Genomic DNA, 20,765 nt, shown 5'->3' with positions numbered 1-20,765 from the left:
TCTTTTGATCAAAACGTAGAGTGTAGGTTTGACACAGTATCGGGGATGTTTAACCATCTATTGCTGTGTAACAAACCAATGTTGCTATGTTTTAGAACAAATTGGAAAAACAATATCCCGACCTTCGCGGCGGGGTATCGATGTTTTCGAAACGTTATACTCATCAAATTTTTTAGCACCCAAAATTTTTTATCGTGCCACGTATTGTAACCTTCGGCGAAATTATGCTTCGCCTCAGCCCTCCCGGCTGGAAACGTTTTTCTCAGGCTTCATCTTTTGAAGTTATCTATGGCGGTGGTGAATCCAACGTTGCCGTCACACTGGCTAACTACGGCATGGACGCCCGTTTCGTTACCCGCCTCCCCAAAAATGATATCGGTGATTGCGCCCTAAACGCGCTGCGAAGCCGTGGCGTAGACACCAGCCACGTTGTTCGTGGTGGAGAACGCCTCGGTATTTACTTCCTCGAGACCGGCGCTATGCAGCGGGGCTCCAAGGTCGTCTACGACCGCGATCACTCCGGCATGGCTACCATCGAGCCCGGCGAAATCGACTGGGATTCCGTCTTCGAGGGCGTTGATTGGTTCCACTGGACGGGAATTACCCCGGCCCTGAGCCAGACCGCCGCCGATGCCTGCCTGGAAGCCTGTAAGGTGGCTTCCGCTAAGGGAATCACCATCAGCACCGACCTGAACTACCGCAAAAAGCTCTGGAACTACGGCAAATCTCCTCAGGAAATCATGCCCGCACTCGTGGAGCACTGTGACATCATCCTTGGCAACGAGGAAGATGCAGAGAAGCACTTTGACATTCACCCGGAGAGCGTGGACGTTACCAAAGGGGACACCATGGACCCGGAGGCCTACCTGCCCGTTTGTAAGGCACTGATGAAGCGCTTCCCGAAAGCGAAGAAAGTAATCACCACCCTGCGGGGATCCATCTCCGCCAGCCACAACACCTGGTCAGGTGTCATGTGGGACGGAGAGAAAATGTACACCGCACCAACTTACCAGCTGAGCCACATCGTGGATCGCGTTGGTGGTGGAGACAGCTTCATGGGAGGCCTCATCTACAGCCTGCAGACCTGGCCGGATGATGACGCAAAAGCCCTGCGCTTTGCCGTAGCAGCTTCTGCTCTGAAGCATTCCATCTTTGGCGACGCCAACCTGGCAACGCCGGAAGAGGTTATGGCACTCATGGATGGTGACGGAAGTGGCCGCGTGAGCCGCTAGTTTGTAGCGCCGACTTCAGTCGGTGGATAAATAAACCGCCGGCTGAAGCCGGCGGTACAAAAGCAAATAATGAAACGATTAGAAGTATATAAGACCGTCCTCGACCAGGCCATTGTACCATTGGCCTACATTGACGAGGTCGATAAAGCCAAAAAAGTCATCGACGCCATTTATGCCGGTGGCCTCCGAAGCTTTGAATATACCAACCGTGGGGTAGGGGCACACAAAGTGTTCGACCTCATGGCGGAGCACTGCCGGGCCAACTACCCGGACCTCGCCCTGGGCGTAGGCTCCGTGGTGGATGCGCCAACGGCTGCGCTGTACATTCAACTCGGTGCGGACTTTATCGTCAGCCCCATGCTGGTGGAAGAGATTGCTCCCATTTGCAACCGACGTAAGATCGGTTGGATGCCGGGTTGCTTTACGCCCTCCGAGATTGGCCGGGCGGAGAGCCTCGGTGCGGAGATTGTGAAGTGCTTCCCCGGCAACGCCGTAGCGAAGGGCTTCATCAAATCGCTGCTGGCACCGTCTCCCTGGACGAGTGTGATGGTGACCGGAGGCGTTGCGCCCAATGCGGAAAACCTTGGCCGTTGGTTCGGCGAAGGGGCCGTAGCGGTGGGCATGGGCTCCGGACTGCTGCGCAAAGACCTGCTCGCCAATGGCGACTACAAAGGCATGCAAGCCCTGGCGGCGGAGTGCCTGGCTTTAGTTGCAGAGGCAAAAGGGTAACAGGTAAGGAGCTGGGGAATGGGTTGTCCGTCATGACTACAATTGACCGGCAGCTGCTTCCCCGGCTCCTTTATCCTGCCCTTTGCACCTGCGTGCGCGCCAAAAGAGAAGTCCTTAGATGGCATGAAAGCTTTTCCTGGCGCCAGCCACGACCTTCTATGCCCAGGATGCTCTCGTTCTCCGGAAGACTATTGCGAGGTTTACGGGCCCCAGCAGCTTCCGTTATCCCGGCAAGACCATTTCTATCCCCGTAGCCGGACTGCCCAGGGGCATGTACTTGCTTCAGTTTTCGGACGGAGAGAAGCGGTATCTGGGGCGCTTTTTGTGCGCGGGACCGCAGGTGCTGTGGGAGTTTTTTGAGCAGCAAGGGGAGGGGATGATGAGGTCCCTCCGGGTGGTTGGCTTCCTTCCATGCGCGATGGGTTCCCTCCGGGCCGTTGGCCCTTCGGTCAGCCATCGCTACGGTAGACGTCCCTTCCGGGACTAAGTGTGTGCTGGCAGGCTATCCTAAAAATCCTATCCCAATCCTACTCCCCGGGTATTCAGGCGCACAAATGACCTGCAGCATACCGCCGACCAACCCACCAGGGCCGGAGGCCCGCCTCTCGTAGCAAGGCCGTTCACGGTCTTGTTTTCGTTATTGAAGTTTTCGTTGTCGACCGAGCCGAAAAGTCCACCATTTAACGGGACGCCCAATCTCACCCCCCCCCCCAAAAAATCCTATTCCTCTAATCCCTGTGGAAGGGTAGCGCGGCTGGAAGCCGCTTTGGCCGGTCGCGCCCGGAGGGCGCTTACGCCGCCAGCCGACGGGACAAAAGTGACATATATCATTTTTGCCTCTGCGGGATGTCATTTACGAGCTAAGCCTTTTCCCTCACCTTTGGGCCAAACGAATTACCCCGTGCCCTTAATCAGCAAATACAACCGTCCGGTTCCCCGATACACGAGTTATCCCACCGTTCCTTACTGGCAAGAGCAGATACCCGAACAGGAACGCTGGCTATCGGCCATTAACCGGAGGATGGAAGAGAACGAGGAAGTAAGCCTCTACGTGCATCTGCCCTTCTGTGAAAAACTCTGTACTTATTGTGGTTGCAACAAGCGGATCACGAAGAATCACAGCGTGGAGCACCCCTACATCGAAGCGGTGCTGGCGGAGTTTCGGATTTACCTCCGGGGGCTGAAGCGCCGCCCGAGGCTGAAGGAGTTACACCTGGGCGGGGGGACGCCCACTTTCTTCTCTCCGGCTATGTTGGGGCACTTGATCGACGGCATTCTGGAGCACGTTGACGTAGCGGAAGACCATAGTTTCGGTTTTGAAGCACATCCTAACAGTACCACCTTTGAGCACCTGGAAACACTGGCCGCGCGCGGGTTTCGGCGCATCAGCATCGGGATTCAGGATTTCAATCCGGAGATTCTCCGGATCATCAACCGGGATCAATCGGAGGAGGACGTGACCCGAACGGTCAATGACGCCCGGGCGCTGGGGTACACATCGATCAACTTCGATGTTATTTATGGCTTGCCAACCCAAGACCAGCGGGATATCATCTACACCGTCAATAAGATCCGCGAGATGCGCCCGGAGCGCATTGCCTTCTACGGCTACGCCCACGTACCCTGGGTGAGCCCCGGGCAGCGCGCCTACTCCGAAAAAGACCTGCCCCAGGGGCGCGATAAATGGAACCTCTACGCTACCGGCCGCGACCTGCTGGAAGAAGCCGGATACCAGGACATTGGCCTCGATCACTTCTCCCTGCCCGAAGACGAGCTGAGCAAAGCCCACCAAAGCGGGCGGCTGCACCGCAACTTCATGGGCTACACGACGGCGGATTCGCCGGTGACCATCGCCCTGGGCTGCTCCTCCATCGGAGACAGCTGGGATATGTACGTCCAAAACGAAAAAAAGGTGGAAACCTACCAGCAGATTGTCCTCGTAGAAGATCGGCTGCCCATCATTAAGGGGCATGAATTAACGGAGTCGGAGCAAAAAGTCCGCCGACATATCCTCAACCTGATGTGCCAGGGTTACACCGAGTGGAAAGCCGAAACGATGCGCTGCGAAGCCCTGGAAAGAGCCGTCTTGCAGTGGAACGATATGGCCACCGACGGCATTCTGGTGCGCTCGCCCTACCGGGTGGAAGTACTGCCCGCCGGCAAGCCCTTCTTGCGCAATGTTTGTCTTCCCCTGGACGATCACTACTGGAACCGCCAACCACAGAACACCACCTTTAGTAAAGCCATTTAACCGGTGGGAAAAGAGCCAGTCATAAATACTAAAGTCGAGTGTGCCCACTGTGGCGATCCTTGCCCGCCGGCCACCGTGCCGGTGGGTAATTTGAGCTTCTGCTGCCAGGGCTGCCAGTCAGTATATGAGATTCTGCAGGCCAACAATCTGGGCGACTTTTACCTCCTGGACAAAGACGCCGGCAGGGCCCAGCGTGGGCAAACGGCCCGGGATTATTCCTGGCTGGACCTCGATAAGCTGGCCGGCCGCTTTATCCGCTATCAAGATGACCGCCAGTGCCACGTAGAGATGGAATTGCCGGCCATTCACTGTGCTTCCTGCGTATGGTTGCTGGAACGATTACCGCAGTTGGAAGGGGGCATCCGGTCCGTCAAAATAGACGTTACCCGCAAGCAGGCGGTGATTAATTTTGATCCGCAGGAGACGAGTCTTCGCCAGGTAGCCGAATGGCTCACCCGCATCGGTTATCCGCCGCATTTTCAGACGCACCGCGACGGGGAGGGCAAAAAAATGGAGAACCGCTCGTTGATCTATCGCATCGGGGTGGCGGGTTTTTGTTTTGGCAACATCATGTTGCTGAGCTTCCCGGAATACTTTGGAATGGCCGCTGCCGCAGGTGCAGGGGGAGTTGAAGGAGCCATGGGTTACCTGCTGCTGGCCCTCAGTCTTCCGGTCATGTTTTATGCGGGCACTGGCTTTTTCAAGACGGCCTGGGCCGGCCTCCGGGCCCGGCGGGTTACCATTGACGTACCCATCTCACTGGGGATGGCGGCCTTATTTCTCCGCTCCCTCTACGAAATTCTCTCAGCCACCGGGCCGGGTTATCTCGACAGCCTGGCCGGGCTGGTGTTCTTTCTGCTCATCGGCCGCTGGTTCCAGTCTTACACTTTTGCCCGGCTGAACTTTGACCGGGATTACCGCGACTATTTTCCCATCGCGACCCACCGCCTGCTGCCCAACGGTGACAGCGAGCCGGTCGCCAGCGAAGATCTGCTGGCGGGAGACCGCATTCTCGTCCGCCCCGGGCAACTCATCCCGACTGACGGAACCCTGCTGCAGGATGGGCAGTCCGGCATCGACTACTCCTTCGTAACGGGCGAGGCAGACCCACGGCCCGCCCTGGCCGGGCAGGCCGTTTTTGCCGGCGGGCGAGCGACCACTTCTGTACTCTCCATTAAGGTGAGTAAGACCGTTTCTCAGAGTTACCTGCTTCAGTTATGGCAGGAGAGCGGAGAGAAGACCGACGACAATAATGTCCAACCTGCGGAGGGCCTGATCCGCTACTTTACGGCGGGGGTATTGCTGCTGGCCGCAGTAACCTTTGGCTACTGGTGGGCGGAAGATTCCTCCCTGGCCTATCGGGCCGCTACGGCGGTGCTGATCATTGCCTGCCCCTGCGCCCTGGCGCTGGCGGCCCCTTTCGCTTATGGTTCCTTGCAGCGGCTCTTTGGCCGTGCGGGCTGCTACCTCCGTGGCCCGGGGGTGATCACCCGCATGGCGGAGGTAAACACTTTTGTGTTCGACAAAACCGGAACGTTGGTAGGGGAGGGGGAGCAGCAACCGCTTACTCTTTTGTCGGAAGTGACGGATGATCAATGGGCTGTTTTCAGGCAGATGGCGGAGAGCTCCTCTCATCCTAAGAGTTTGGCTTTGCTGAGAGAAATAGGAAACCTCTCCCCACCGACAGAGTCAGCAGCGCAGCTCACCCCTCTCCGGGGGAGAGGGGCTATGGAAAACGCAGCGCGTTTTCCCTGCCAGGAACACATCGGTGCCGGCCTGAGTCTCTCTCAATCGGGAGACGAATACCGCATCGGTAAAGCCTCCTTCTGTGGCCTGGGCGAAGACGACGGACGTACCTACGCCTGCTGGAATGGGAAGGCACTCCTGGCACTGGAGCCTGCGGCCATCCACCTCCGCCCCGGTGCGGACAAGTTGCTGGCGCAACTCCGGAAACGCGGCTCCGTTTACCTGCTCTCCGGCGACCAGGCTCCGCAGACGGACTTTTGGTCTGATCACTTCCCAGCGGAGAACGTTCACTTCAACATGTCTCCCTTTGACAAGCAGGCCTTTATCCATCGGCTGCAGTCTGCCGGAGACAAAGTGCTCATGGTCGGCGATGGCCTGAACGACGCCGGGGCCCTGGCTGCCGCCGACGTAGGCCTGGCGATCAGTGATGAGGAAGCCCGCTTCAGCCCGGCCTGTGATGGTATCCTGACGGGAAGCCGGATCGGCGGCTTAAACAAGCTCCTTAGCACCTGCGGCCGCGCCCGAATAGTGCTTTGGCTCACTTACGGCATCGCCTTTCTCTACAACGCGATCGGCCTGAGCTACGCCGTTACCGGAACGCTGAGCCCCGTCGTGGCGGCCATTCTGATGCCGCTAAGCTCCATCACCGTTGTGCTGGTGGCCAGCCTGGGGGCGAGCCTGATTTATCGTTGGGAAGCTGCCTAAAGCGGTCGTTTTTTTACCATGCCACCGTAGACATCGCTGATGCTCGTCATGGTGATGAAGGCCTCCGGGTCCAGTCGCTGAATGATTTTTGTCACCTTATTGATCTCCAGCCGGGTAACGACGACGTAAAGAACGGTGGTGGTCTCCGCCATTCCCCGCTCCCCGTAGCCACCCTGGCCGGTGAGGATGGTGACACCGCATTGGGCCTCATCGATCAGGGATCCCGCAATTTGCTCGTTGCCTGAGCTGATGATGGTAATGCCGGTGTATTCCTCTACTCCATCAATGATGAAGTCAAGGGCTTTGGAGGCCACCAGATAGGTGAGCAGAGAGTAGAGCGATTGTTCGATCGACAGCAGGGTGGCGGCGGCAATGAAAATGAGAACATTAATGATGATGACCCAGTCACTCACCTTGGCCCCCAGTCGCCGGCTGAGGTAAACGGCCAGCACCTCGGTGCCGTCCAGTACACTGCCACCCCGCATGGACAGCCCCACCCCCGTGCCGAGGAAAAAGCCGCCGAAAACGGAGACGAGTAGCTTGTCGTCGGTTAGAATGGGAAAAGGAACAATGAGAACAACGATGGAAAGCAGGACGATGGCCAGTCCGGTTTTTATGGCAAAGACTCTGCCGATCACAGTCTGCGCCAGAAAGAGGAAAGGAATATTGATGAGGAGCAGCAGCAGCCACAGTGGCCAGCCGACGGTCTCGGTAATCAGGAGACAAATACCCGTAACGCCCCCGTCAATAAACTGAGCGGGAAGGAGGAAGCCCTTGAAACCAAAAGCAGCGCAGAATACGCCGATGACGATAAAGAGGCCGTCAAAAAAATAGCTTGTAAGCCAGTTGGCATTTTTCATAGAACGGGGGGATTACGGAATAACTAGCCCAAAGATGATATATATCACCGGCATGGGTGAATTGCCTCATTTCACCAGCGGGCTGGTCATCGGACCTTGCGGACATAAAGGACAACCGTCATGACCGTCATCTTACTACTCATTTTACTTAGCCTGTTGGTGGCCGTTGGTTTTCTGCTGGCCTTCTTCTGGGCAGTGGGAACCGGACAGTATGATGACGAAGTGACTCCCGCCATCAGAATTTTATTTGAGGACCCCAAACCATCTAACGATGACCCAAACGACTAGCAGCGCTGCACCGTCCACTACGCTGGAGCAATTTGCTTATGACAACCTTTCGGTAAAGCGCTTCGCCTATGCGACGGCTTTCTGGGGGTTAATCGGTATGACTGCCGGCCTCCTGGCTGCTCTGCAGATGATCTACCCTTCGCTGAATTTTACGGCAGAAACGACTTTCGGCCGTATTCGTCCACTGCACACGAATGCGGTGATTTTTGCTTTTGTGGGCAACGGCATTTTTATGGGGGTTTACTACAGCCTTCAGCGATTGTTGAAGACCAGGATGTGGTCTGATCTGTTCAGCGCCATTCACTTCTACGGCTGGCAGGCCATCATTCTGGCGGCGGCCATAACCCTTCCCCTGGGAATTACCACCAGTAAAGAATATGCCGAACTGGAGTGGCCGATAGATATCGGTATTGCTCTGATATGGATCGTATTCGGGATCAACATGTTTATGACCATCATGAAGCGCCGGGAGCGCCACCTCTACGTGGCCATCTGGTTCTTTATCGCGACCTGGGTAACGGTGACGGTCTTACACGTTGGTAACAGCCTGGAGCTTCCCGTAAGCCTCACCAAAAGCTACCCCGTTTTTGCCGGGGTGCAGGATGCATTGATACAATGGTGGTATGGCCACAACGCGGTAGCGTTCTTCCTCACTACTCCTTACCTGGGCCTGATGTACTACTTCCTGCCCAAGGCGGCTAACCGTCCTGTGTTCAGTTACCGGCTGTCGATCATTCACTTCTGGGCACTGATCTTTATTTACATCTGGGCCGGCCCTCACCACTTGTTGTATACCAGTCTTCCGGACTGGGCGCAGAGCCTGGGTATGGTCTTCAGCCTCATGCTCATCGCACCAAGTTGGGGCGGTATGTTGAACGGTCTGCTCACCCTGCGGGGAGCCTGGGACAAGGTTCGGGAAGACCCCGTTCTGAAAATGATGGTAGTAGCCGTTACCGCTTATGGTATGGCTACGCTGGAAGGTCCGTTACTTTCCATCAAGAGTGTCAATGCGATCAGTCACTACACGGACTGGACGGTAGGTCACGTACACATTGGTACCCTGGGCTGGAACGGTATGCTCACCTTCGGGGTGCTTTATTACATCATTCCCCGCATCTTCAATACGAAACTCTTTAGCACAAAACTGGCTAACGCCCACTTCTGGATTGCTACCCTGGGTACGCTTTTCTACGCAGTGCCACTCTACGTTGCCGGCTGGACACAAAGTTCTATGTGGAAGCAGTTCACGCCTGATGGCCTGCTTCAGTACGGTAACTTCCTGGAAACAGTTAGCGCCATTCTGCCAATGTATAAGCTCCGTGCATTGGGTGGAACGATTTACCTGATCGGTGTCATTCTGATGATTTACAACCTGATCAAGACCGTTAAGCAGGGAGAGTTTGCTAATGACGAGCCCGCTGCTGCACCACCACTGGCTGCCAGCCCCGGCGGACACAAAGGAGAATACTGGCACCGTTGGATCGAGCGCCGGCCCGTTCAGCTGCTCGTTGGTTCTACAATCGTTGTGTTGATTGGCGGCCTGGCGGAAGTCTTCCCGATGGTGATGGTAGAAGATAACGTGCCAAAGATTGCGGCAGTGATGCCCTATACTCCACTTGAACTTGAAGGACGGGATATTTACATCCGCGATGGTTGTAATAACTGTCACAGCCAGATGATTCGTCCTTTCCGCTCGGAGACGGAACGCTACGGACAGTATTCCATGTCGGGTGAATTCATCTACGACCGGCCTCACCTCTGGGGTAGTAAGCGGACCGGACCGGATGTACACCGATTAGGGGGTAAGTATCCTGACAGCTGGCACTATCGCCACATGGAAAACCCACAGTCTACCAGCCCGGGAAGTATCATGCCTCCCTACGACTGGATGCTGGAGAAAAAGCTGAATACCAACCAGCTGGCAGCAAAGATTAATGCTTTGCGCATGCTCGGCACCCCCTACGCTGAAGGCTACGAAAACGAAGCGATCAATGATCTTCGGAAGCAGGCTGCGGAAATCGCCGCCAGCCTTAGAGATCAGGGCATCGAGGATGAAGAGCTGGAAGAACGGGAAATCGTAGCCCTCATCGCTTACCTGCAACGCCTCGGTACCGACATCAAAACACGCCCACAAGCTACCTCCACCAAAAAGTAAATAATCATGGCAAAGTACCTTCTCCAAGACGCCGGCATCAACTGGCTGGCCATCATGGCCCTACTAACGTTTTTCATCGTGTTCAGCATCGCCTTAGTGATGGTTTTCGGGCGCGGACGCAGGAGCTATGAAGAGGTCGCGAACCAACCATTGGTGGATAGCTACCCCACGACTGATGATAATTGATTAACCGAGAAACCACTATATAATGAACTACCTGTTATTACAAGTTGAGACGGCTGTTCCGGAAGCGGTAAGTACCGGTTTATTTGACGCGCTCTCTCCGCTGGAAAAACTGCTCTTTACCATGATCCTGCTGGTGCTCTTCGCTGGCGGATGGTCAATCATGAACCTCAGTAACTCCCTGGTGCAAATGCAGAAGGCCAGGTTGCTGGCAAAGGTGGACCCTGAAATTCTCAAAGAAGTCGGGATAGAAGCCGTAGCGCCGACTATCCCCTGGTGGAAAAAAGTCTATGACCGGATGACGGACTACGTCCCTCTGGAAAAAGAGCAGGATTTTCTGCTGGATCATGACTATGACGGCGTGCAGGAACTGGACAATAACCTTCCACCCTGGTGGAAGGGCGTCTTTTACATCTCGATGGCCTTCGCGCCCATCTATATTTACGCCGTTCACTTTTCGGATTATGCAATGAGCTCCCGGGAGGCATACGCCGTAGAGATGGAAGTCGCTGCCGAGGAGGTGAAAGCCTACCTGGCAACCCAGAAAAACGCGGTGGATGAAACGAATGTGACCTATCTGGCGGATGCTGATGCGCTCAGCAACGGTAAGATCATCTTTGACTCGAAGTGTGCCGTCTGTCACGGTAAGGAAGGGGAAGGAGGCATCGGCCCCAATTTCACGGATAGTTACTGGCTCCACGGTGGCTCCATCGGAGACATCTTCAAGACCATCAAAAATGGTGTGCCAGAGAAAGGGATGATACCCTGGAAGTCAGAACTCCGCCCTTCGGCCATGCAGGAGGTCGCCAGCTATATCATCAGTTTGGAAGGAACCAGCCCGGCTAACCCAAAGGACCCGCAGGGAGAGCCCTACGATCGTAGCGCGGAAGAAACGGAAGTCACCTCGTCAAAATAAGTCATGAGCAAGAAGCAGGAACAAGGCAGTTTCAGGGACACCATTGCAACCGTCGATGCAGACGGGAAGCGGAATTGGATCTACCCCAAGCGTCCGGCAGGCCGTTACTACAACTGGCGGACCTACCTGAGTTACCTGCTGCTGGCTATATTGTTCGGCCTGCCGTGGATCAGGGTTGGTGGCGAGCCCATCATTATGCTCAACGTGCTGGAACGGAAGTTCATCCTGCTGGGCATGCTGTTCTCGCCGCAGGACTTTCAGTATCTGGCGATACTGATGATCACCGCAGTAGTGTTTATCGCCCTGTTTACCGTAGTATTTGGACGGATATTCTGTGGTTGGGTATGCCCCCAGACGATCTTCATGGAAATGGTCTTTCGTAAGATTGAATACTGGATCGAGGGCGACGCCAACGCCCAGCGGAAGCTGGCAAAAGCACCATGGACGCCGGAAAAGATACGTAAGAAGGTCACGAAACAGGCTTTGTTCCTGCTGGTCGCAGCGTTGATTGCGCACACTTTTTTGGCCTACATCATCGGAACGGATGAAGTCATCGCCACCGTGAGCCAATCCCCGCTGTCGGCACCGGGTGGTTTTATAGCGATTGTAATCTTTATTGGTGTCTTTTACTTCGTCTTTGCGAATATGCGGGAGCAGGTATGCATCGCCATCTGCCCCTACGGACGCCTCCAGGGGGTGTTGCTGGATGAAGACAGTGTCAACGTTATCTATGACTATGAGCGCGGGGAGCCCCGCGGCAAAATCCGGAAAGGTAAACCCAAGAAGAGCAGTTGTACGGACTGCGAAAACTGCCGTGACGGAAAAGACAGCTGCGGCGACCAGATGGTCCACCGGATGGAGGCAGCGCTGGCCGCCGGAAAACATGATGCGTCAAAACCATCCCCTGTACCTGCGAAAGCGCCCCTTGCATTTTCGGATGACGGCACGGTTTCACTCGTCGCCGAGACGCCAAAAACGATTGGAGACTGTATTGACTGTACCCTCTGCGTCCAGGTGTGCCCCACGGGTATTGATATTCGCAACGGCATCCAAATGGAGTGCATCAACTGCACCGCCTGTATTGATGCCTGTGATGCGGTGATGGATAAAATTGACCGGCCACGGGGCCTGATTCGCTACGACAGCGAGGCTGGTGTTGCCCGTGGTGAGCGGAAAATCTGGACCCCAAGAGTCATTGCCTATTCCGTTGTTTTGCTGGCACTCATCATCCTTAATGTTGTGATGCTGGGAAGCCGCGATGGCCTGGACGTCATCCTGCTGCGAACTCCCGGAACGCTGTATCAGGAGAACGCCGACGGCTCATTGAATAACTTATACACCTACCAGGTCGTCAATAAGACGGGCAAAGAGCTTTCCCTGCGCTTTGAGGTGATGAATGTGAGCGGGGCTAAGGTGCGGGCCATCGGCTCCGCCCCCGTAGCGCAACCCGGAGAAGTTACCGAAGGAGCGCTCTTCATCGATGTGCCCGCCGGAGATTTTCCGGACGAACTCACCATCGGTGTCTGGTCCGGTGATGAACAACTCGAAACGATTTCCACCAGCTTCCTTCACCCTAAATAATAGACCAATGGCAACTTTCAATTGGGGACACGGCATCTTCCTCTTCTATTCCTTTTTTGTCGCTGTACTGATCATTGTGGTGATTAAAAGTACGGGCTTTGATAACAGTCTGGTCACGGAAGAATACTACGCTAAAGACATCGCCTACCAACAGGAATACGACCGGCGTCAGAATAGTATCAACCTGACAACGGCGGTAAGCCTGGACAAAGAGTCCGGTGCCTATCGGATCTCCTTTCCCCGGGAAGCAGGGCCGAAAGTGAGCGGAACACTGCAGTTTTACCGGCCCAGCAGTAAGAAACACGACCGTCTCATCCAGCTGTCGACGGATGATAAAGGAGAGATGTATCTCTCCACTGACGGGCTGCAGCCCGGGCGGTACGAATTGATCCTGGAATGGTCCGCCGGTGGGCGAGATTATCTGGATGAGTTTGACCTGAACGTTTAATCCTTGTACCGCCGAGTGCGCTTCGCGTCTGCCTGCGGCGGTCAGTCGGCAACAAAAGATAACTATGTACCTCCTTTCTGCTTTCACGCTTGGTCTTTTCGGCAGCCTGCACTGTGTGGGTATGTGTGGATCGCTGATGCTGACGGCAAACGGAGGACAAACCGACTGGCGCAGCCCGCTGGCCTATCAGGCCGGCCGATTGCTGACCTACGCTTTTCTGGGAGTGTTGCTGGGAAGCCTCGGCCTCGGCCTTCGGTTATGGAATGCGCAGAGCGTAATGGCGATCCTGTCTGGCGGTTTGTTGCTCTTGCTGGCCTATCTGAAGCTTGATCCCGGAGACGCGCTCCAGAAAATACCCGCCTATGCGAGGTTTCAGTTTTGGCTGCGGTCAACGATGGGGCGTTTCATTAAGCAGCAGGGAGCAGTGGCTCAGTTTGGTATTGGCTGCTGCAATGGACTGCTGCCCTGTGGCCTGGTTTACCTGGCCGTTATCGCGGCAGCCAATATGGGGGACCCACTTACCGGAGCAACCTTCATGCTGGCCTTTGGTGCCGGCACGCTACCCTTGCTAATCACTACACTCTATGCCGGCCGACGATTACTGACCTTTCGCTCGATCAACCTCAATAAATGGACGCCGGCCATCATGGCACTTACCGGAATACTCCTGATCTGGAGAGGTTGGAACGCGCATATGCCCGTTGCTTTCTCTAATTTTCAGGACATGGTATTTCCACCAATGTGCCATTAGTGCGGCGGGAATCCACCCTCCCGAACGATAGGAACGGAGGCAACATCGCTTCACCAACAAAAGAATCAATAAAAAAGCAGAACCATGAATCCACTGACCAAAGTTTCGACCCTGATGACGAGTGAGCTCATTACGGTACCGGCATTTACGCCCATTGGAGAAGCAAAGAAATTGCTCGATAAGCACAGTATCCACCACCTGCCGGTAGTCTCCCCCGAAGGTAAGCTGGAGGGTATTCTAAGCCACGCGGATTTTCTCAAAGTGGTAGAGAAGTATGACGCCAGCCAGACGGTGAGTAGTATTATGAGTAGTCATCTGGCGAAGCTGGAGCCGGACGATACTGTCCGGACGGCCGCTAACCTGTTCGCTCTTAATCGCTTTCATGCCTTGCCCGTAGTGGAAGGTGAAAAGCTCGTTGGCATCCTGACGACCCTGGACCTGATCCGACTGATGGACGCAGAGAAGGTGGACTTGTCGGATTATTAGGCCGCCTGCCGGGCTTCCTGAAATTGCTTCAGAGCCTCTACGGCGTCACACCCATACATCATGGAGGGGCCGCCACCCATCAGGACGGCAACACCGATGGTTTCCAGAATTTCGTTGGCGCTGGCACCGGCCTTGAGGGCGTCATGAACGTGATAGGTGATGCATCCGTCGCAACGTACGGTAATGGCGATACCTAAGGCAATCAATTCTTTATGCTTTGAGCTGAGGGCACCGGTTACCATACTGTTGCGATGGAGGTCTCCGAACGAGCCCATAGTAGCAGGAATGTCTTTCCCGAGTTGAGCCATTGATTTTTTGAGTTCTGCGTAGCGGGCGGGGAAATTCTGCATTGTATAGTTGAGTTTATGTAAGCTTTCAGCTTAGTTTTTTCGGATGTGCTCAAATGTCTTTATTGCTGGCTTTGCCGGCGTTGACCTGCGTCATTCATGCTAATGATTTAGATCAGTTGGCGCTACCGCAGGATGCCAGGGGGAGGATGAAAAGCAAGGGGAACCAGGGTTTATCAGGTCACCTTGCTGATCACCCTTGCCGGCACCTGCGGCCGCGCCCTGTCCAACAGAATTGTTGCGAGCTCCCCCCTTCGTGCCTTCTTCAGAACAAAATTTGCCTTCGCTCGCTCGAAAAGTGAACTCGCATGTAGGCCTAATGAGTCAGCACGGACTTTCAATTGCCCCGCTATTCCCTGGCGGTAATTTTTTGCTTTAGCTAAATGACTAATGTCAGTTCGTAAGATGCGTTTAGTCAATAGTAGCGACGGTAAGCGCGCCGATATTTGTGATACAACAAAACACAAAAACATGCGCTTCTTCGCTCTTTCTTTCGATAAGGTTGTCCTCCGTTTCTTCCTCATGATGGCTTGCGTCATCGTTGGTTTGTTCGTCGGTCAGCCACTACTAGCACTAGTTGCCCTTCCGCTTTTCCTCAGCGCCCTATTGGGCGTCAGTTTTCTGCCCGATACCGGGTCAGAAGACGACTCTTCTACTGTTGTCTCTCTTGAAAGCACCCCTAAACAGAGCCGGAAGGCAGCCTAATGACCTAAGGGGTTTTTAAGTTATTATATTGTGCCCATCACAGAACGTGATGGGCACTTTTTTTTGGGCCCGTTTACTAATTGCATCAAACCACAAGCATTCAGTCAATGAACTTTACCGACGAGGATATGAGCCAGGAAAATTCCCGGCGTTTGCGTGCCTTGTTTGAGATGGCAACGGATGGAATCATTACCATGAGTTCCGACGGCTTCATCGAAAATGTTAACCAGGCTGCCTGTGATCTGTTTGGCTATGCCGCGGGAGAAATGCAGGGCCAAAAGGTGAATATGCTCATGGCCCAATATGACCGTACGCATCACGATGGTTACCTCAAACGCTACCATGAAACCGGTGATCCGCATATTATTGGTATTGGTCGTGATGTGATCGGCAGGAGAAAGGACGGACATGAGTTCCCCCTTCGACTGGCCGTAAGCGAGGTCAAGCTAGACGAACGGACCATCTATACCGGCATTCTTCATGACGTTAGTGCTTTCAGAAAAGCAAAGGAAGAAGTCGAAAAACTTAATGCTGACCTGGAAAACAAGGTGAAAGAGCGCACCGCCGCCCTGCGGCAGCGGGAAGTTGAGTTGAAGCTGGCCCTGGGCAAAGAGCGGGAACTCAATGAGTTGAAGAGCCGCTTCCTCAGTATGGCCAGCCACGAGTTTAAGACGCCCCTTAGTACGGTACTTAGCTCCGCAGAGTTAATCGAGCTCTACGTAGAACCGGAGCAGCAACCCAAACGGGAGCGTCACATCAATCGAATTAAAGACGCCGTCAACCAGCTGACGGAAGTCCTGGACGATTTTCTCTCCCTCTCTCAGCTGGAGCAGGGGCGAGTGATCTGCAAACCGAAGTTAATTGATGTACGGGCGCTGATTTCTACCAGCGTGGAAAGTAGTGAAGGGCAGTTTAAAGAAGGGCAGGAGGTTATTCTGGAGCTGGCCGATGAACCTCGAACACTGATGACGGACCCCAAACTCCTCCGTCATGTGCTCATCAACCTGATTTCTAATGCCGCTAAATACTCCTCACCGGGTATGCCGGTAACCATTCGTTCCGCAGGAACGAAAGACTACTGCTCGATCACCATTCTTGACCAGGGCATTGGTATCCCGGAAGAAGATCAGCCGCATCTCTTTGATCGCTTTTTCCGGGCCAGAAACGTTGAAAACGTAAAGGGCACCGGCCTGGGGCTCAACATCGTTAATCACTACGTTAGCTTGATGGGAGGGCGAATTGAGTTCACAAGTAAACTGGGCGAAGGATCCTCTTTCACCGTCCATCTTCCACAAGACAATTCTGTATTATGAGTAAAGCTAATATCCTGGTCATAGAAGACAACGAAGAAGTCCGGGAAAACCTGGTTGAGATACTGGAGCTCTACGGCTATGACGTTCGGGAGGCTCCCAACGGTATTGAAGGGGTGAAACTTGCTGTTGAGCATCTGCCCGATATTATACTTTGCGACGTGATGATGCCCGAGCTGGACGGCTACGGCGTTCTTAATCTCCTCAATGAGAATGAACGAACGGCAGGAACGCCCTTTGTCTTCATTACTGCCCGGACGGAAACAGAGGATGTTCGCCGGGGAATGATGCTCGGTGCGGATGACTACATCACCAAGCCCTTCTATAAAGACGAACTACTGGAGGTTATCCAGCTGCGGCTCCGCCGCGCGAAACAACGAAAAGGTTCCGTAGAGAATTCTCCGCAGGACGTCGCGCATCTCAGCGACCCGGAGCGAGGGGCGGAGCGACTGAAGGCATCCTTCAAAGAAAAAGGACGGTCACAGACATTCCACCGCAATCAACTCGTAAACCGGGAAGGAGACCGGGCGCATTTTGTCTACCTCATCGAGAGCGGGCACATCCACCTGAGCCGGGCGCATGAGTACGGGAGGGATTACATCATCGCAGAACTTGGCCCGGGAGAGATATTCGGCGTCCCGACGGTTCTGGAAGGAACACCGCTGCACTATTCCGCTAAGGCGGTTGCTGATGATACAAAGCTAAGTCTTCTTCCTGCGGCGGACCTGCTGAAAATGATCAACGGAGACCGCCAGATTACCGAAGCGCTCATGCACCTCATGGCGGGCAAGGTTGTGGAACACGGAGAACGACTGGCCAACCAGGCCTACGACAGTGTTCGCCGCCGCACCGCACTTGTGCTCTGTGACCTTCATCAGAAATACCCGGATGAGCCCATTGAACTCTCCCGGGAGGAACTCGCTCAAATGGTCGGCTCTACGAAAGAAAGTGTTATCCGCTCTCTGTCCGATTTTAAAAAGGACGGACTGCTGCGTACGGAGGGGCGCGCCATTATCATCAACCAGGCGGAGGCTTTGCGGAGTTTGTTGGTGTAAGTTTTGGGTGAAAATCGGGCGCAGACATTTCGGTGGCCCCCTTAGTTACTTAGCTTGCCAGATATACGGATGCAGGGAGGGGCGGGATGAAGCAGGGTGGGCCTCTTTCCGCCGGCTGAAGCCGGTGCTGCGTTACGAGGCTCTGCGAGCTGTTTACTCCCCAAACAGCTCACAAAGCCAGGTTGCGCAAATTGCCTGCTTATAGCGCATTCCCTTCTCTGCTGCCAAACAGATTAACGAGCTCCCAGACGGCAGCACTAACGGCCGTCGCTTTTTCGCGGGCGTGGCACTGGTCTCCGCTTTTCAGGATGTCAATGAAGGCGTCCAGTTCCAGCTGCACCCCTTGATGGGCTTTATCAAATGTGGCTTCATCAATTGGGCGCATAGCATAGGCTCTGCTGTCGGGGCGATTATATCGGTCCTGTTTCCAGAGACTTTTAGCGTCATGGGCATACTGGGAAAACTGATCCCAGTTCAGGCTGCAGAGTTCCTGGTCTCCTGCTGCCTGCTCAACCTCCAGCCAGGTAGTAACGAAGGCGTACATCTCTCCGATGTATAGTTCGTGGAAGGCAGCGGGTGCCGCTACCGAAAACTCGTAGGTCGCCCGGTCAAGCTGCACCCTGGCCAACGTCAGATCTCCTTTTTCCACTGACTCCAGGGCATCGTCATAGGCCCACTCCGCCCGGCCGATATGGAAAAGATGATTGTCAAGCTGTTCCATCTTCAGGGGGCGAGGCCATTTGCCGTGCATTTGCCGTAGAAAGAAGTCCAGGTTGTCAGCGGCAATAGCAGCTTCTTCTTTCTGATCATGGTGCAGAGCGAACAGCAGGTCAACGTAGGCCATTTCCGCTTCGCGGCTAAGGTCAAGTTGGTCAGGTGTACAGCCACCGGCCAGTACCATCAGAAGTAGCGCAGGTAAAAGGAGTAATAATCTCATGCTAGTGGGTTTTGTCTGAATAAGCCTTGATGGCCTCGTCGGCCAGGTCACCAGCTTCCTCCGCATGGAGCACTAGTAAGGGGCGGGCGGTGCGTAAGGCCATGTCCTGGGTAAGGCTGGCGTGAATGAGTGAACGCCAGCGGCTCCGCTTTTTATTGACGATAGCGACCAAATCGGCGTTAACCTGATCCGCAAAATCTAATAGCCCTTTGGTAATATCTTCCTCTTCTACCGTGATGACCTCGAAGGGGTAGTCAGCACCGCCGTCTTTTTCTACAAGCTCTTCCATTAAGCGCCAGGGAACGAAGCGCAGGGGCATGTACTGATCCGGCCATTCGACATGGACGAAGTGGACCATCGCTCCGTACAGATTGGCTAGGCTCCTTAGTTGGCTTAGCGGCGCAGCATCGGCCGTCGCGTGATTGTTGGCTACCACAATTTGGCGAATAGGGCGGAAATCAACGTCTTCCGGAATGAGGAGAACGGGGCGCTTACAACTTTCACTCACGGTAATGGAGGTACTGCCCAGCCATTTATTCAGCATTGATTTTGAGCTCCGGGGGGCCATCACTACAAATCTGATGTCAGATTCATTGGCCCGGTTAATGATGGAGGCGGAAGGGGAATAGCTGACGGCCGTCTCGTAAGAAAGGTTGACACCGGTTGGTGGCTCTACTAAAGGGTAATCATCACCATCTCCACTTGGATAGGCGAATTGGCGCAAACGATCAATGTAGTTGCCATGAAGGCTACCGTCTCCCCCAAAAACAAGGGGTTGGTCTGGGTCCAGTGAGCCACTGTAATAGTGGGCCAGCACCACATCTAAATTCAATTGTTTCGCCAGGTGAAGACCAAAGCGATAAGCATTGTGGCAGGGGATACTGAAGTCTACCGGGATAAGCAAAGAAGACATGATTGGATTGGTTTTGGTTACGCTACCAAAGTTCGTCAGCTATTATCCTCCGTCTACTGATTCGGATCACTCCGAAGGGTGATTTTTCGCACCCGCCGCCAAGCTGAATTCTACCAACTTTGGGTATCAACAAAGCATCCTGTTATGAAAAAGATAGATTCTATCCTCGTTCCGGTGGATTTTTCCAGCATATCTGCGAATGCCTGCCGGTATGCTTTATTATTTGCTGACCGACTGGCTGCTGAGGTACACTTCGTTTACGGCATCCCGCCAGCTTCGGCATCCGCGGATGCCGGCCCTTTTACCATTAATCTGCTCGAAGACCTCAGAAAGGATGCCCTGTCAGGAATGGACGATTTTATTAATGATGTGCAGTCTGCAATCAAAGATCAGCTCGTCCGCCCTCCGGTAATCAGGAGCTACATCAAAGTAGGAGATCTTTCCACCGTAGTACGGCAGCACGTAGAAAGTGAAAACATCAGCCTGGTGTTGATGGGGACTCATGGTTCCCGGGACGGTTGGGATGAGTTGTTGGGGACGCACACCAGCTCCTTACTGGGCAGAGTGGCTTGTCCGCTCATCGTCATCCCGTCAGAATGTGCATTCAAGCCTTTGAAGAACATCTGTTATGCAACGGACCTTAAGCACGCCGATGCTTTTCAGGTGGATAACCTGCTGACGGCTTTGTTACCCTTCAGGCCCGCAGTCACCTTTCTGCACGTACGACAGGAAGAAGAGGAACCCGAATTCGGCCTGGCCGCTCTGCGCAAAATGTTTGACCGGCCGGCTTCCAATCTGAAAACCAATTTTGTCAGCATTAAACGAGACGACGTAGTGGCTGGCCTCTTCACCTACGCGCGGGAAAATGAGGCGGAAATGGTCATTATGGCCCGCCCGGACCGCAGTTGGCTGGCCCGGCTCTTTAGCAAAAGCCACACCCGGGACGCAGTGAAGTATGCCTCCCTTCCACTCATGATCTTGTCTTCAGCAGATCTGATCCAGTAGCAATCCCGACGGTACCGTATAGCTAAAGGTTTCATGCACTTTGCCAACCTCTCGCTGCGCTCTACCTGAGCTTGCCGGACATGTTTCCCTGGGGTCGTGACGCTCATGGTTCCTGAGCTTGCCGAACGGGTTCGGCAACAGCTCAGGGACTACGGATGCGGC

Annotated in this window: 20 protein-coding genes; 16 read left to right on the top strand and 4 right to left on the bottom strand. The window is 54.4% G+C overall.

The window, feature by feature from the left end:
• The first annotated feature begins 194 nt into the window (after window positions 1-194).
• The 4 genes from BM123_RS08590 (at window position 195) to BM123_RS08570 (ending at window position 6,663) form a co-directional block, all read left to right on the top strand.
• Window positions 195-1,232, top strand: a complete 1,038-nt coding sequence (locus tag BM123_RS08590) for a sugar kinase (RefSeq protein WP_090167309.1) — start codon at window positions 195-197, stop codon at window positions 1,230-1,232.
• 69 nt (window positions 1,233-1,301) lie between these two features.
• Entirely contained in the window at window positions 1,302-1,961 is a 660-nt protein-coding gene (locus BM123_RS08585) for a beta/alpha barrel domain-containing protein (RefSeq protein WP_090167307.1), read from the top strand.
• Window positions 1,962-2,862: 901 nt separating this feature from the next.
• Window positions 2,863-4,212, top strand: a complete 1,350-nt coding sequence (gene hemN / locus BM123_RS08575; protein ID WP_090167335.1) for an oxygen-independent coproporphyrinogen III oxidase — start codon at window positions 2,863-2,865, stop codon at window positions 4,210-4,212.
• Between the two features lie 3 nt (window positions 4,213-4,215).
• Window positions 4,216-6,663, top strand: a complete 2,448-nt coding sequence (locus tag BM123_RS08570; protein ID WP_090167303.1) for a heavy metal translocating P-type ATPase — start codon at window positions 4,216-4,218, stop codon at window positions 6,661-6,663.
• Here BM123_RS08570 and BM123_RS08565 read toward each other — a convergent pair.
• Window positions 6,660-7,523, bottom strand: a complete 864-nt coding sequence (locus BM123_RS08565) for a YitT family protein (RefSeq protein WP_090167301.1) — start codon at window positions 7,521-7,523, stop codon at window positions 6,660-6,662. The genes BM123_RS08570 and BM123_RS08565 overlap by 4 nt on opposite strands.
• Before the next feature lie 120 nt (window positions 7,524-7,643).
• Between BM123_RS08565 and ccoS the strand changes: the two genes are divergently transcribed.
• The 8 genes from ccoS to BM123_RS08525 all read left to right on the top strand — a co-directional run bounded on the left by ccoS (window position 7,644) and on the right by BM123_RS08525 (window position 14,331).
• Complete coding sequence (gene ccoS, locus BM123_RS08560; protein WP_090167299.1) at window positions 7,644-7,811, top strand: cbb3-type cytochrome oxidase assembly protein CcoS; 168 nt, start codon at window positions 7,644-7,646, stop codon at window positions 7,809-7,811.
• Window positions 7,795-9,966, top strand: a complete 2,172-nt coding sequence (gene ccoN, locus BM123_RS08555) for a cytochrome-c oxidase, cbb3-type subunit I (protein ID WP_090167297.1) — start codon at window positions 7,795-7,797, stop codon at window positions 9,964-9,966. The genes ccoS and ccoN overlap by 17 nt, the downstream gene beginning before the upstream one ends.
• 6 nt (window positions 9,967-9,972) lie before the next feature.
• Window positions 9,973-10,152, top strand: coding sequence for a hypothetical protein (locus tag BM123_RS08550; RefSeq protein ID WP_090167295.1), 180 nt, complete (start codon window positions 9,973-9,975; stop codon window positions 10,150-10,152).
• A 22-nt stretch (window positions 10,153-10,174) separates the two neighbouring features.
• Entirely contained in the window at window positions 10,175-11,065 is an 891-nt protein-coding gene (locus BM123_RS08545) for a cbb3-type cytochrome c oxidase N-terminal domain-containing protein (protein WP_090167293.1), read from the top strand.
• 3 nt (window positions 11,066-11,068) lie between these two features.
• Window positions 11,069-12,646 carry a 4Fe-4S dicluster domain-containing protein gene (locus BM123_RS08540; RefSeq protein WP_090167291.1) on the top strand — a complete coding sequence of 526 codons (1,578 nt, stop codon included), beginning with the start codon at window positions 11,069-11,071 and terminating at the stop codon, window positions 12,644-12,646.
• A 7-nt stretch (window positions 12,647-12,653) separates the two neighbouring features.
• Window positions 12,654-13,094, top strand: coding sequence for a FixH family protein (locus BM123_RS08535; protein WP_175489302.1), 441 nt, complete (start codon window positions 12,654-12,656; stop codon window positions 13,092-13,094).
• A gap of 64 nt (window positions 13,095-13,158) precedes the next feature.
• Entirely contained in the window at window positions 13,159-13,845 is a 687-nt protein-coding gene (locus tag BM123_RS08530) for a sulfite exporter TauE/SafE family protein (RefSeq protein ID WP_090167287.1), read from the top strand.
• A gap of 84 nt (window positions 13,846-13,929) precedes the next feature.
• Window positions 13,930-14,331, top strand: coding sequence for a CBS domain-containing protein (locus BM123_RS08525; protein ID WP_090167285.1), 402 nt, complete (start codon window positions 13,930-13,932; stop codon window positions 14,329-14,331).
• On the opposite strand, the gene BM123_RS08520 is transcribed toward BM123_RS08525, so the two are convergent.
• Window positions 14,328-14,681 (bottom strand): carboxymuconolactone decarboxylase family protein, encoded by a 354-nt coding sequence (locus BM123_RS08520; protein WP_217642136.1) that lies wholly within the window; start codon window positions 14,679-14,681, stop codon window positions 14,328-14,330. The genes BM123_RS08525 and BM123_RS08520 overlap by 4 nt on opposite strands.
• Before the next feature lie 468 nt (window positions 14,682-15,149).
• Between BM123_RS08520 and BM123_RS08510 the strand changes: the two genes are divergently transcribed.
• The 3 genes from BM123_RS08510 (at window position 15,150) to BM123_RS08500 (ending at window position 17,748) form a co-directional block, all read left to right on the top strand.
• Window positions 15,150-15,383: a hypothetical protein gene (locus BM123_RS08510; protein ID WP_090167281.1), complete on the top strand. Its 234-nt coding sequence runs from the start codon at window positions 15,150-15,152 to the stop codon at window positions 15,381-15,383.
• A 107-nt stretch (window positions 15,384-15,490) separates the two neighbouring features.
• Window positions 15,491-16,696: a PAS domain-containing sensor histidine kinase gene (locus tag BM123_RS08505; protein WP_090167279.1), complete on the top strand. Its 1,206-nt coding sequence runs from the start codon at window positions 15,491-15,493 to the stop codon at window positions 16,694-16,696.
• Window positions 16,693-17,748, top strand: coding sequence for a response regulator (locus tag BM123_RS08500; RefSeq protein ID WP_090167277.1), 1,056 nt, complete (start codon window positions 16,693-16,695; stop codon window positions 17,746-17,748). The genes BM123_RS08505 and BM123_RS08500 overlap by 4 nt, the downstream gene beginning before the upstream one ends.
• A 199-nt stretch (window positions 17,749-17,947) precedes the next feature.
• Here BM123_RS08500 and BM123_RS08495 read toward each other — a convergent pair whose 3' ends face one another.
• Window positions 17,948-18,685 carry a hypothetical protein gene (locus BM123_RS08495; protein WP_090167275.1) on the bottom strand — a complete coding sequence of 246 codons (738 nt, stop codon included), beginning with the start codon at window positions 18,683-18,685 and terminating at the stop codon, window positions 17,948-17,950.
• Window position 18,686: 1 nt separating this feature from the next.
• Complete coding sequence (locus BM123_RS08490) at window positions 18,687-19,598, bottom strand: universal stress protein (RefSeq protein WP_090167273.1); 912 nt, start codon at window positions 19,596-19,598, stop codon at window positions 18,687-18,689.
• 144 nt (window positions 19,599-19,742) lie between these two features.
• On the opposite strand from BM123_RS08490, the gene BM123_RS08485 reads away from it, so the two are divergent.
• Window positions 19,743-20,603, top strand: a complete 861-nt coding sequence (locus BM123_RS08485; protein WP_090167271.1) for a universal stress protein — start codon at window positions 19,743-19,745, stop codon at window positions 20,601-20,603.
• Window positions 20,604-20,765 lie beyond the last annotated feature (162 nt).

The organism is Neolewinella agarilytica (assembly GCF_900110645.1).
Classification (GTDB): Bacteria; Bacteroidota; Bacteroidia; order Chitinophagales; family Saprospiraceae; genus Neolewinella; species Neolewinella agarilytica.
Note: the sequence above shows the minus strand (reverse complement) of the source record. Positions and strands in the feature narration are given on the sequence as shown.